This is a genomic window from Azomonas agilis (assembly GCF_007830255.1).
In the GTDB taxonomy this organism is placed as follows: Bacteria; Pseudomonadota; Gammaproteobacteria; order Pseudomonadales; family Pseudomonadaceae; genus Azomonas; species Azomonas agilis.
Window position 1 is genome coordinate 152,390 of sequence record NZ_VLKG01000003.1, and the last position, 12,672, is coordinate 165,061.

Consider the following 12,672-nt stretch of genomic DNA (forward strand, 5'->3'; position numbering starts at 1 on the left):
AGACACCATGAACCAAGTTATCATCGACGATACCACCCTGCGAGATGGCGAGCAGAGCGCTGGGGTAGCCTTTAATGCCGACGAAAAAATTGCCATCGCGCGGGCTTTGTCCGAGCTGGGAGTCCAAGAGCTAGAAATTGGTATTCCCAGCATGGGGGATGAGGAGCGTGAGGTCATGCGCGCTATCGTAGACCTTAAGCTCCCTTCCCGATTACTCGCATGGTGTCGGCTGTGTGACACCGACTTAAAGGCCGCCTATCTGACCAAGGTCGAAATGGTGGACTTGTCACTCCCCATCTCGGATTTGATGCTCAAGCATAAATTGAACCGGGATCGGAATTGGGCTCTACAGGAAGTGGAGCGTTTAGTAACTGAGGCACGTCTGCTGGGCTTAGAGGTCTGTTTAGGCTGTGAAGATGCTTCACGGGCGGATATTGAGTTTATCGTCCAAGTCGCTGAAGTGGCTCAGAGAGCGGGTATTCGCCGCCTACGCTTTGCCGATACGGTCGGCATTATGGAACCTTTCAGTATGCTGGATCGCTTTCGCTTTCTAAAAGCGCGTCTGGATTTAGAGCTGGAAGTCCATGCCCATGATGACTTCGGTTTAGCCACGGCCAACACCTTAGCCGCTGTGGTGGGCGGGGCAACCCATATCAACACAACGGTAAATGGATTAGGCGAGCGAGCGGGTAACGCTGCTTTGGAAGAGTGCGTATTAGCCTTAAAAAATCTATACGGCATTGATACCGGGGTTAATACCCAAGGGATTCCAGCTATTTCAGCTTTGGTTGAGCAAGCTTCTGGGCGCACCGTTGCTTGGCAAAAAAGCGTAGTAGGGGCCGGTGTATTTACCCATGAGGCCGGCATTCACGTAGACGGTTTGCTCAAATACCGTGGTAACTATGAAGGTTTAAACCCCGATGAGTTAGGCCGTTCGCACTGCTTAGTGCTGGGTAAGCACTCAGGGGCTCACATGGTAAAAAGCAGCTATAACAATTTGGGTATTGAGCTCAGTGACCAGCAAGCTCAGATACTTTTAGGCTGTATTCGGGCTTTCTCGACACAGGCTAAACGCAGCCCAGAACCTCAAGAATTACAAGACTTTTACCGCCAGCTCACGGAAACTCAAGCCAGTGAGCTGGTCACAGGGGGTATGGCATGAGCCTCTTTTCTGAATGGCGCGATGACATTCGCTGCGTGTTTGAGCGCGATCCTGCAGCCCGTTCAACCTTTGAAGTATTGACGACTTATCCTGGCGTACACGCCATTATGATTTATCGCCTAAGCCATCGTCTCTGGCTGTCTGGCTGGCGTTATCTGGCTCGTTTTCTATCCTTTTTCGGACGCTTTGTCAGTAACGTAGATATCCACCCAGGTGCCACCATTGGCCCCCGCTTTTTCATCGACCACGGTGCTTGCGTGGTCATTGGTGAAACCGCCGAAGTGGGTAAAGATGTGACTTTGTACCACGGCGTAACCCTAGGTGGTACGAGTTGGAACAAGGGTAAGCGACACCCTACGTTAGAAGATGGCGTTTTAGTGGGCGCAGGGGCAAAAATTCTGGGCCCTATTACCATTGGAGCCCATGCGCGGGTGGGGGCAAACTCAGTAGTGGTCGCTGATGTCCCGACGGGATGCACCGTGGTAGGGATTCCCGGTAAAGTGGTAAAACTGCGCGAAGCAGGGCAGGTTAATCCCTACGGTATTGACCTAGACCATCATCTGATTCCCGACCCGGTGGGTAAGGCCATCGCTTGTTTGTTAGAGCGCATTGATCAACTGGAAAAGAAGTTAGAGCAAGGCCAAACACCGGCATCAGGTACTCAGGAGCATTTTTATGCAGCCTGTCATCCAGATAACAGCATTTGCGAAGAAAACTGCGTTGGTGGAGCAGCTCACCCCAGCACGGTGGCTCCTGAATCCCTAACAGAGCGGCGTAAAACGGTCGCACTGGACTAATCCCCGGGGAGCCTAAGCTATGGATCTACAAGATTTTGATGGCGAAGGCCTGTACTTTGATGCACCCTTAACCCCAGAGTTAGAGCAACTGCTCAATGCGGCCAGTGAGGGGTACAGCCAAGGGACTGCTGAGGCGTTACTACTTGCTGCTCAAGCACTGGCTCCTGATAATCTGACCGTAATGGTGGGCTTATATCGCTTTTACTATTACCAGCATCGCTATCAAGAGGCATTACAGATTGCAGAGCGAGTAATGGGGATTTTAGCGCCAAAGCTCAAACTCCCACCGCACTGGAATACTCTGACAGTTGATCACCTAAGCCTTGCAGCTCAGCAGGGTATGGGGTTATTACGGTTTTACTTGTTAGCGCTGAAAGGTGCAGGCTACCTGAATTTACGCTTGGGGCGCTTTGAACAAGGAAAAACTATGCTATTGAAAGTAGTAGAGCTGGATGCAGATAACCGCTTGGGAGCCCAGCTCTTGTTGGACGTGCTGAACAATCACAGCGCCGAAATTCTGATATTTCCTGCTGCGGAGAAACGACTATGAACGCTTTTTCACCCGAAGATGGCCTGACTTTAGACGAGGCAATGGAAGAGCTGGTTTCAGCCGAAGACTTCCTTGAGTTTTTCGACATACCCTTCGATATTCCCGTGGTACAGGTCAACCGCTTGCACATTATGCAGCGTTATCACGATTATTTAACCCAAGCGGGCGACTTAGACAGTCATGAGGAAGAAGCCCGCTACAATATTTTCCGCCAACTCTTGGCACGGGCCTATCAAGACTTTGTGGACTCTGATGCCCTAACAGAAAAAGTGTTTAAAGTCTTTAAACGCAATGATCCTAAATCCACCTTTGTGCCCATTGAGCAACTCTTAAGTTGATTGCTGTCCGTCTGATTTAAGGAGAAGTTACATGCCCCTACCGCGCTTTGATTACGGCGAAGCTGTCCGGGTTATCCGTAATGTCCGTAACGATGGCACCTTTCCGGGCATGGATACCGGCACCCTACTGATCCGGCGCGGTTCAGTGGGTTATGTAACCGACGTGGGTACCTTTCTTCAGGATCAACTGATTTACAGTGTGAATTTTCTGGAGGCAGGCCGTATGGTGGGCTGCCGGGAAGAAGAGTTAATCCTTGCTTCAGAGCCTTGGGTTCCCAATCTGTACGAATTTAAAGACATGGTCGCCACGACCCGCAATTTAGCACTGCGGGGTGAAGTGTTGGTGCAGCAGGGGCAAACCGGTCAGGTTCTTAGGGTAGTGCGCGACTTACCAGAGGGTATGGGCATGCAGTATCACGTACATTTTGGCGATGGACTGGTGCTTCAAGTGCCAGAGCAAAGCCTGCAACTGGTTGCATCTCAAGCAGGCACCATCGAAGCGACAGAGGATGAAGCTGAGCATGACTGACGAATATTTGAACGAGGCCACAAACCGCTATCGTTTACTGCGTGTGGCGTTAGAGCACTTTAAATGTGAGCCTACCGCCCTGACGGATGAGCAACACCAGCAAGCCCTGCGTATTGTAAACAACCAAGTACAGATTGAACGCATAGTGCTACGCAGCAGCGAAGCAGCAGGTGTGATTGTTTCTGATGCACAGATTGAAGAAGCACTGGAGCGTATTGCAGCCCAGCACGATGATCCGAGCGCGATGGATCAAGCCTTGACTGAGCTGGGGATGGATAAAGACCAACTCCGCCAAATGCTCCATGCTGAACTGCGTATGGAAAACGTTTTAGAGCGCATCTGTGCTGATCTCCCCCCGATTACCGACGCGGAAATTCAGGATTACTACCAGACGAATATCGAGCGCTTTACCCGTCCCCCCTCACGTCGGACGCGCCACATTCTGGTGACTATTAACCCAGATTATCCAGAAAATACCCGCGAGGTAGCCCGCACGCGCATTGAAGCAATCGCCCATCGTCTGGAAGGTAAAATTCAGAACTTCGAGAAGCAAGCGGCCAAATATTCTGAGTGCCCCACCGCGATGGAGGGTGGTCTGTTAGGTGAGGTAACTCCAGGCAAACTTTATCCTGAGTTGGATAGCTACCTGTTCCAGATGCAAGCAGGCCAAGTGAGCCCCGTACTTGAATCGCCCATAGGTTTTCATCTGCTGTTGTGTGAACAGGTTACTCCCGGTGGAACCAGCTCTTTAGAGGAGGTTCAGCCTCGTTTGTTGGATTGGCTGCAATCACGCCAACGCCAGATTCGCCAGCGGGAATGGTTAAAAGCTCTATTGCAACAATCCGTCTCGGAGAAAGTTCATGGCTGACAACGAAACTCCAAGGTGCTCGTTTTGTGGAGCCGAAAAGACTCCTACGGTTCCCTTGATTGCCGGTAACGAAGGGCGTATTTGCGAAGCATGCGTCAAGTTGGCTTATCAAGTAGTCAATAGCTGGGGGCAGCGGCGTAAAAGCCAAGAGATGGCCCCGCAGTTACGCACGCCAGCAGAGTATAAACGCCACTTAGATGAGTCCGTTGTGGGTCAGGATGCAGCTAAGGAGACACTGTCCGTTGCGGTGTACAGCCATTATTTGCGCTTGCTCAACTGTGGTAATGATCCTGTCTGCCAGTTGACTGAACAAGTCGAACTGGAAAAATCCAACATCCTGATGGCTGGCCCTTCTGGAACGGGTAAAACGCTGTTAGTGCGCACTTTAGCCCGTATTCTGGGGGTTCCCTTTGCCTCTGCTGATGCTACTACTTTAACCCAAGCCGGTTATGTGGGTGACGATGTAGACAGCATCATTACCCGTCTGGTGGATGCAGCCGGTGGTGATGTACAGCAAGCACAGTGGGGCATCGTCTATATTGACGAAGTGGATAAGCTCGCTAAGCGCGGTAACGGAAGCACCGCCGTGCGCGATATTTCGGGTGAGGGGGTGCAGCAAGCCCTACTGAAAATGGTAGAGGGTACCGAAGTCCGCATCAGCAAATCGGGCCGTAAGAACGACCACCACAGCGAAGAGCTGGTGGTAGACACGCGCAATATTCTCTTTATTGCCGGTGGTGCCTTCCCAGGCTTGGAGGCTTTGGTTTCCAGCCGTATTCAGCCTAAAGACAGCATTGGTTTTCACGCTAAGCCCCGTCAAAAAACCCCCAACATCAATGAGCTGCTGGAAGCCTTGATGCCGGATGATTTACACGAATTTGGCCTGATTCCTGAGTTTATTGGCCGTTTTCCCATCATCACCTTCTTGCAAGAGCTGGATCACTCCATGCTGTTGCGTATTTTGACCGAGCCGCGTAATGCCTTGGTTAAACAGTACAAGCAACTGTTCGCCTATCAGGGTATCGCCTTGGAGGTAACAGATACCGCATTGCACTACATTGCCGATCAAGCTTTGACGCGCAAAACCGGGGCACGTGGATTGCGGGCGGTATTAGAAGCTGCTTTGCAGCGCACCATGTTCGATATGCCCTCCATACCCCAACTGCGCCGCTGCGTGTTGGATCTGGTGGACGATGAACAGGGTAAGCGTCTGGAAGTGACTCGGCACATGGCCCACGAAGCCGCCACTGAGGACGAAACTTTACGGCCGGAAGTTGTGGTAACGACTAAGACAGAAAGCTCGCTGGCGGGTTAATGTTGAGCAGTGATTTCAAGCTGTTGTGACCGAAATCACTGTGCGTAACAATCCTGTATAGGGTTAGATTTTTATCTTATTTTTATGTTTGCAATCGGTTATCCTTGCCGACCAGCGGCTTGAGCCTTTGAGCATCAAGCCCCTTTTCGGCACAGCTTTGTGCGCATCTCGAAGCTGAATCATCACTCATAAATCCCGTACTGCATGAGTAGTCAGAGGTAGGTTATGGCCAAGATTGGACTGTTCTTCGGTGGTAACACCGGCAAAACCCGTAAAGTTGCTAAAGCGATCAAAAAGCGTTTCGACGACGAGACTATGGCTGATGCCGTTAACGTCAGCAAAGTAGGCGCTGATGATTTTGCTCAATACCAATTCCTGCTGCTGGGCACTTCTACTCAGGGCGAAGGCTTACTGCCAGGTCTGTCTGCTGACTGCGAAACAGAAAGCTGGGAAGAGCTGCTGCCTAAGCTGGAAGGTGTAGATTTCACCGGTAAAACCGTTGCTCTGTTCGGTCTGGGTGATCAAGTGGGCTACCCCGACAACTTCCTTGATGCTATGGGCATCATCTATCAATTCGTGGTTGAGCGTGGCGCTAAAGTCGTAGGTTCTTGGTCAACAGACGGCTACGAGTTCGATAGCTCTGAAGCGGTTGTAGACGGCAAGTTTGTAGGTCTGGCTCTGGATTTAGACAACCAAAGCAATCTGACTGACGAGCGCGTTGAAGCTTGGTTGAAGCAAATTGCTCCTGAGTTTGGTCTGAGCGTCTAATCGCTTCTGCCATCCCGCTTGCGCGGGGTGGCTGCTTCTAGGATGTGTCCTGCCTTTCGCGTTTTTTCTTTTCCCTTGATCCCTGTATCAGCAAAGCCAGCAGTCTTTACCACTGGCTTATATCCCATCATCAAGACGACGGATTGCGCTTTAACAGCAGCGGCTTTTCTGTGCTCTGCTGGTTTCGTTTGGATTGCTCCAGTTGCTCTAGCTGTTCTGGGCTAAGACGATCCAGCTTAGATTCCTTGTGTACAATCACCGGTTGGCGCGCACGGGTCTTAGGCTCTGAGGGGGCCACGCGTTCAAAAGGTGTTAATTGTCGCTCTGGAGTGTAAGACCTTGCCCCAGCAGGACGCGGTTTGCGCACAGGGGCTTTGTTTGAATAGCTCGCATCTGTTCTGCGCTTAGTCTGTGCTGCATGTTGAGCTTGCGGTTGGCCCGATGCCGGTTTTCTGGGTCTTGCTGCGGTTTTTGCACCATCAGTAGCGGGGGTGTAGGGCTGTCTGGGAGTACCAGTCCGATGGTTTCTATTACCCGAATTTTTTTGTGGTGGGTAGGGACTTACATAGTCCACACGGTTACCGAAGTTATCCACCTCATCGTCTAAAAACTCTTCGGGATCACGAGGTGCGGATAAAAAATTAGGAGATGAGGGTGCGGCAGATTTTTCGTAGCGGCCTCTCGGTTTGTTAGTTCGATTGTTTGGCCATTTTTTAGCTGAGTGCGTGGTGTGGTCTTCTGTAGCAGGTGGAGCTGTACGTCTGTTATTGGTTCGAGGAGTTTTGGGTCTACTAGGTCTAGCAGGTTCTACATACTCGGGTGACACAGGATCTGAACGGGTTGCGGATTCTTTATCGGCTTGTTGAGTGTCTCGTTTTTCAGTATTGAGGGTTACACTGTCAAAGCCCATCCAGTCCCCTTCTGGGAGTTGGCGTTGAATGAGGCGCTCAATGCTCCGTAGCAGTTTGTCTTCTTCGGGAGCGACCAAAGAGACCGCCGCGCCATTGCGTCCAGCGCGACCAGTACGCCCAATGCGGTGTACATAGTCCTCTTCCACATTGGGTAACTCGAAGTTGACCACATGGGGAAGTTGGTCAATATCCAAGCCTCGGGCAGCAATATCGGTTGCGACTAGGACTCGAATCTTGTTGTCTTTAAAGTCGGCCAAGGCCCGGGTGCGGGCGTTTTGGCTTTTGTTGCCGTGAATAGCGGCGGCGGGTAAACCTTGTTTTTCTAGGTATTCCGCCAGCCGATTGGCACCGTGTTTGGTACGGGTAAATACCAATATTTGTTCCCAATTACCGGTACGAATCAGGTGTGCCAATAAAGCACGCTTATGTCCCGCGGCGAGCCGGTACACATACTGTTCAATACGCTCAACCGTAGTATTGGGTGGCGTTACGTCGATGCGCTCAGGATCTTTGAGTAGCTTATTAGCTAGAGTCAAGATGTCGTTGGAGAAGGTCGCTGAAAACAATAGGTTTTGCCGCTGATGGGGCAAGTAAGCGATGACCTTCTTAACGTCATGAATAAAGCCCATGTCCAACATACGGTCGGCTTCATCCAATACTAGGGTATCAACTTTGGAGAGATCCACGCAGTCTTGGGCGGCCAAGTCCAGTAGGCGACCAGGGCAGGCGACCAGTACGTCTAAGCCTACCGCCAGCGCTTTAATCTGAGTCCCCATACCCACGCCACCAAAAATGCAGGCGCTTTTTAAGGACAGCTTGCGCGCGTACAGACGGAAGCTGTCATGCACTTGTGCGGCTAACTCTCGGGTAGGGGTTAATACTAAGACGCGCACCTGACGGGGCGGCGTTGGCAAAGCTGCACAGGGTTGGCCACCGGGGAATAAAAGTTCGAGTATCGGAAGGGCAAAGCCTCCCGTTTTTCCGGTGCCTGTTTGAGCAGCTACCATGAGATCGCGTTTTTGCAACACGGCAGGAATGGCCCGCTGTTGCACGGGAGTAGGCTGGGCATAGCCGGCCGCGGTAACGGCACTGACTAAAGCCTCGGAGAGACCGAGGGAAGCAAAGGACATGCGAGATCCTGTTGTATATAGGGGCAAGAGCCCTAGAAACGGTTGAGCCTGACTGGAGTAACGTCTTAAAACGTAATCCCGACCGGTCTACCTCTGACAGAGAGGCATCCGGGCGCAAGTCCGGCAGAGCATATGGGTTATGGAGGCTCTCCATGCCCATAGCTCGCGACATTACCACAATTAGCTACTAAGGTAATTTTTTTTATAGTGACTGTGCCATGACATTAACGTGGCAAACCTAGGTTACGCCATAGAGCGAGGCTAGGCTCGGCTTGGTTTAGGGTATAGAAATGCAAACCCGGCGCGCCACCGGCTAAGAGTTGCTCACACATCCGGGTGATAACTTCTTCACCAAAAGCGGTGATGCTGTCCATGTCATCACCGTAGGCTTCGAGCTGCTTACGAATCCAACGCGGAATTTCTGTACCACAGGAATCCGAAAAGCGGGCCAGCTTGCTGTAGTTGGTGATGGGCATAATGCCGGGCACGATGGGAATCTCTACGCCCAGTTTGCGTACCCGCTCGACAAAGTAAAAATAGCAGTCGGCGTTAAAAAAGTACTGGGTGATGGCACTGTCGGCCCCGGCTTTGGCCTTGCGCACGAAGTTGACTAGGTCATCTTCCAGATGGCGGGCTTGAGGGTGCATTTCCGGGTAGGCTGCCACTTCAATATGGAAGTGGTCGCCGGTTTCAGCGCGAATGAACGCTACCAAGTCGTTGGCAAAGCGCAGTTCACCGCTGGCCAAACCCATGCCGGAAGGCAAATCACCACGCAGGGCGACAATGCGGCGAATACCGCCCTGTTGGTAAGTATTCAGCAGACTGCGCAGCTCCGCTTTGCTGTCGCCGATGCAGGACAGATGCGGTGCCGTGGGAATTTTTACCTGCTGATCCAGCTCCAGCACGGTATTGAGGGTACGGTCACGGGTGGAGCCGCCCGCCCCATAGGTGCAGGAAAAAAAATCCGGCTGGTATGCGGCAAGCTGGCGTGCGGTGGCCAGCAGCTTTTCGTGTCCGGCCTCAGTTTTAGCCGGGAAGAATTCAAAGCTGTAACGGCGTTCAGAGGTGCTCATAGGCAGATCCAAAGGGAGAGGCGGTCAAGGCCTGAAAATCCGTTGATCGCTTGAGGCGGTAGGCTGAAGGCTACGCTAGCGCGTCGTTTGCCATTCAGCCCCCGGCCTCTAGCCGTTTTTAGTAGCGGTAGCTGTCCGGTTTGAAGGGGCCTTCCGCATTCACGCCGATGTATTCCGCTTGCTTGCCGGTCAGACGTGTCACCACGCCGCCAAAGCCTTTAACCATTTCCAAGGCGACTTCTTCGTCCAGCTTCTTAGGCAGCACTTCTACGCTGATGCGGGCTGCTTTTTCGCCAGAGGGTAGGGCTGCAAATTGAGCGCTGTAGAGGTGAATTTGCGCCAGTACTTGGTTAGCAAAAGAGCCATCCATAATACGGCTGGGGTGGCCGGTGGCGTTGCCAAGATTGACCAAGCGGCCTTCCGCCAACAGGATCAGGTAGTCCTCGTTATGCGGATCGAAGCCGTCTTTGCCGGTGCGGTGGATTTTGTGTACTTGAGGCTTCACTTCTTCCCAAGCCCAGTTAGCGCGCATAAAGGCGGTATCGATTTCGTTATCGAAGTGGCCGATGTTGCACACTACGGCGCGTTTCTTCAGCGCTTTGAGCATGTGAGCGTCGCACACATTGATGTTGCCGGTAGTAGTGACCACCAGATCAATCTTGCCCAGCAATGCCTTGTCGATGCTGGCTTCGCTGCCATCGTTCAAGCCATCGAGGTAGGGAGAAACCAACTCAAAGCCATCCATGCAGGCTTGCATGGCGCAGATAGGGTCGATCTCTGAGACTTTAACGATCATGCCTTCTTGGCGCAGGGATTGGGCAGACCCCTTACCCACATCACCGTAACCGATCACCAGTGCTTGTTTACCGGACAGCAGATGATCCACGCCACGCTTGATGGCATCGTTCAGGCTGTGACGGCAGCCGTATTTGTTGTCGTTTTTGCTCTTAGTCACCGAGTCGTTGACGTTGATCGCAGGCACTTTGAGGGTACCGGCTTTGAGCATATCCAACAGGCGGTGTACGCCGGTGGTGGTTTCTTCAGTGATGCCGTGGATTTTTTCCAGCATGGCTGGGTATTTCTGATGGATGATGGCCGTCAGGTCGCCGCCATCGTCCAGAATCATATTGGCATCCCAAGGCTGGCCATCTTTGAGGATGGTTTGCTCAATGCACCACTCGTATTCTTCTTCGGTTTCGCCCTTCCACGCAAACACGGGAATACCGGCGGCTGCAATAGCGGCAGCGGCTTGGTCTTGGGTGGAGAAGATGTTGCAGGATGACCAACGCACCTCCGCGCCCAGTGCGATCAGTGTTTCGATCAACACGGCGGTTTGGATGGTCATGTGGATGCAGCCGATGATCTTAGCGCCCTTGAGCGGTTGCTCAGCCAGATACTTACGGCGCAGGCCCATCAGGGCTGGCATTTCGGATTCGGCGATGATGATTTCTTTACGGCCCCAAGCGGCCAGACTGATATCAGCGACTTTGTAGTCGGTAAAAGGAACAGGCGACAGAACAGCACTCATGCAATGAGTCTCCATTAATGGTCTAGTGCAGTTGGGCGCCGTTGATGCGTTGTAGCAACGTCCCTTCCGAGCCTGACAGGTGTAACCTGGTGCAGCGCCCCTCGGATGGGTGGCGGGCATGACTGGAGTGTCATGTAAGAGATTGGGGAATTATAGCGGGTCATCCATTTTTGCGCGAGAGACCCCACCCTGAGCTCTGCCCTGAGTTTTTAGCAAAACCCAGCGTAACCCCTTGCCAACCCGACCGACTTGAATTGCACCTTAACTCAGTTAGGTGTCTAACTTTACGGAGCCAGTTCATTTAGGAATTCCCATATGTTGGACTGGATACGAATGACCCTCCTCAGCTAGTACCAACACTCGGATGAGATCCATTATTTTGCATATTGCTCTGGTGGGACGTATCCCAGCGCGCTATACGGCCTCACTTGGTTGCAGCGGGTGAGGGTGCAGCAGTAGCTATTCTTAACCGTAATGAATCGGCTTTTTACTGTGTTCCGGCATCCGTTTATGCGGCCATGATAGAGCAGCTTGAAGACATAGAACTAAACGCCATTGCTGATGCACGTCAGGGTGAGGCCGTTGTGAAGATAAAACTCAGTGAGTTGCTAGGCTGGCATCTGTCACGTACCGGCAAGGCCACGACAGCAGCGAGTGCTTTGGAGCATGCTCTGGTTGCCCGTTTCGGTACTCTGGGGCGTGTTCCGGCCAGTTTTCTGCTGCGCTCGGACAATGACTGGTCTTCACTTCACGCCACTACACAAGCTTGGTACGTAGCTATGGCCTAAGGCAGGAGTTCATCACTCCGCACTGTCCGCAGCAGAATGAAATGGTTGAGCGGGTCATTTGTACACTCAAGGAGCAATGCGTGCATCGCCAACGCTTCGAGAGTTTACAGCATGCCAGTCGAGCGATCGGTGACTGGATCCAGTTTTATAACCATCAGCGCCCTCATCAGGCATTGGCCATGAAGACACCTGCTGAGGCCTACGCATTAGCAGTATAACCTGAGCAGATTCCGCTGGGTCATTACATGAGCTATCTGAAAGCGCCATGAGCAGTCTGGGTGTGAGTAGATTTAATGACCGAACCGGATCTACTCACAAATCTACTCACAATCTTTTGGGCTTACAAGGGACGTTTAGGGAATGCTTGGGGACAAAAAAACCGGCTAATAGCCGGTTTTCTCGGGGTTCCGAGTCTTTTCGGTATGACTCGAGAAACATATATGGTGCCCAGAGGCGGAATCGAACCACCGACACGGGGATTTTCAATTACTGTGCCGGTGCTAACTAGCTGACTTGCCTCGGTTTTATTAGGCATCAGCACCACGACTGAAAGCGTTACCACTGCTACTGACCCTGCCAGTTTTTGCCACATGCTTTTAACTTCTGGGTCTTTTTCCCTTTCAGCATGTTGGTCTAAGACGATTTTTCCGTGGGGTAATTCTAAGAGCTTCTCTAGTTTGTAAGCGTTTTGATCATCTAGTGTTATCACCTTTCCTGTACGGTGCTGACTCATTAGTGCCGATGACATTCCCAGCAATAGAGCCGCCTGACGATCGCTAGGCAGGTTTTTCTTTTTGATCAGCAGATCAATCCACTTAATTGATTTCATCGCTTTTAGAGCCTCCTAGGGGCATCTACCGCTACCGATACTAAGTTTGCCTTTGCATTCGTCTGGCTTTCAATGCTAATTTTCTC

14 protein-coding genes and 1 riboswitch are annotated in these 12,672 nt (G+C 52.0%); of the genes, 10 read left to right on the forward strand and 4 right to left on the reverse strand.

Annotated elements, in window-relative coordinates; all coding sequences use genetic code 11:
- Positions 1-7 precede the first annotated feature (7 nt).
- From nifV to LX59_RS05440, 8 genes are all read left to right on the forward strand, one after another.
- Complete coding sequence (nifV, locus tag LX59_RS05405; RefSeq protein WP_144570829.1) at positions 8-1,162, forward strand: homocitrate synthase; 1,155 nt, start codon at positions 8-10, stop codon at positions 1,160-1,162.
- The gene (cysE, locus tag LX59_RS05410) at positions 1,159-1,959 is read left to right on the forward strand and encodes a serine O-acetyltransferase (RefSeq protein ID WP_144570830.1); all 801 of its coding nucleotides are present in this window, start codon (positions 1,159-1,161) and stop codon (positions 1,957-1,959) included. Before nifV ends, cysE begins: the two co-directional genes overlap by 4 nt.
- Before the next feature lie 19 nt (positions 1,960-1,978).
- Positions 1,979-2,509 (forward strand): hypothetical protein, encoded by a 531-nt coding sequence (locus tag LX59_RS05415; RefSeq protein ID WP_144570831.1) that lies wholly within the window; start codon positions 1,979-1,981, stop codon positions 2,507-2,509.
- A complete protein-coding gene (nifW, locus tag LX59_RS05420) occupies positions 2,506-2,847 on the forward strand; it encodes a nitrogenase-stabilizing/protective protein NifW (RefSeq protein ID WP_144570832.1) in 342 nt (113 codons plus the stop codon). The genes LX59_RS05415 and nifW overlap by 4 nt, the downstream gene beginning before the upstream one ends.
- A 31-nt stretch (positions 2,848-2,878) precedes the next feature.
- Positions 2,879-3,376, forward strand: a complete 498-nt coding sequence (locus LX59_RS05425; RefSeq protein WP_144570833.1) for a nitrogen fixation protein NifZ — start codon at positions 2,879-2,881, stop codon at positions 3,374-3,376.
- A complete protein-coding gene (gene nifM / locus LX59_RS05430; RefSeq protein WP_144570834.1) occupies positions 3,369-4,244 on the forward strand; it encodes a nitrogen fixation protein NifM in 876 nt (291 codons plus the stop codon). The genes LX59_RS05425 and nifM overlap by 8 nt, the downstream gene beginning before the upstream one ends.
- Complete coding sequence (gene clpX, locus LX59_RS05435) at positions 4,237-5,559, forward strand: ATP-dependent Clp protease ATP-binding subunit ClpX (protein WP_144570835.1); 1,323 nt, start codon at positions 4,237-4,239, stop codon at positions 5,557-5,559. Before nifM ends, clpX begins: the two co-directional genes overlap by 8 nt.
- Positions 5,560-5,784: 225 nt before the next feature.
- The gene (locus tag LX59_RS05440; protein WP_144570836.1) at positions 5,785-6,327 is read left to right on the forward strand and encodes a flavodoxin; all 543 of its coding nucleotides are present in this window, start codon (positions 5,785-5,787) and stop codon (positions 6,325-6,327) included.
- Positions 6,328-6,457: 130 nt separating this feature from the next.
- Here the strand turns inward: LX59_RS05440 and rhlE2 are convergent, their stop codons facing one another.
- From rhlE2 to ahcY, 3 genes are all read right to left on the reverse strand, one after another.
- Complete coding sequence (gene rhlE2 / locus LX59_RS05445; RefSeq protein ID WP_144570837.1) at positions 6,458-8,368, reverse strand: RNA helicase RhlE2; 1,911 nt, start codon at positions 8,366-8,368, stop codon at positions 6,458-6,460.
- Positions 8,369-8,592: 224 nt separating this feature from the next.
- Positions 8,593-9,441: a methylenetetrahydrofolate reductase [NAD(P)H] gene (gene metF / locus LX59_RS05450; RefSeq protein WP_144570838.1), complete on the reverse strand. Its 849-nt coding sequence runs from the start codon at positions 9,439-9,441 to the stop codon at positions 8,593-8,595.
- Between the two features lie 118 nt (positions 9,442-9,559).
- A complete protein-coding gene (ahcY, locus tag LX59_RS05455) occupies positions 9,560-10,969 on the reverse strand; it encodes an adenosylhomocysteinase (RefSeq protein WP_144570839.1) in 1,410 nt (469 codons plus the stop codon).
- A gap of 26 nt (positions 10,970-10,995) precedes the next feature.
- Positions 10,996-11,078, reverse strand: a riboswitch (S-adenosyl-L-homocysteine riboswitch).
- Between the two features lie 277 nt (positions 11,079-11,355).
- Between ahcY and LX59_RS15735 the strand changes: the two genes are divergently transcribed.
- Positions 11,356-11,757: a hypothetical protein gene (locus LX59_RS15735; protein ID WP_211354824.1), complete on the forward strand. Its 402-nt coding sequence runs from the start codon at positions 11,356-11,358 to the stop codon at positions 11,755-11,757.
- A gap of 41 nt (positions 11,758-11,798) precedes the next feature.
- A complete protein-coding gene (locus LX59_RS15740; RefSeq protein WP_246118682.1) occupies positions 11,799-11,975 on the forward strand; it encodes an integrase core domain-containing protein in 177 nt (58 codons plus the stop codon).
- A gap of 122 nt (positions 11,976-12,097) precedes the next feature.
- Here LX59_RS15740 and LX59_RS05465 read toward each other — a convergent pair whose 3' ends face one another.
- Complete coding sequence (locus tag LX59_RS05465) at positions 12,098-12,586, reverse strand: DUF3693 domain-containing protein (protein WP_144570840.1); 489 nt, start codon at positions 12,584-12,586, stop codon at positions 12,098-12,100.
- Positions 12,587-12,672: the final 86 nt, after the last annotated feature.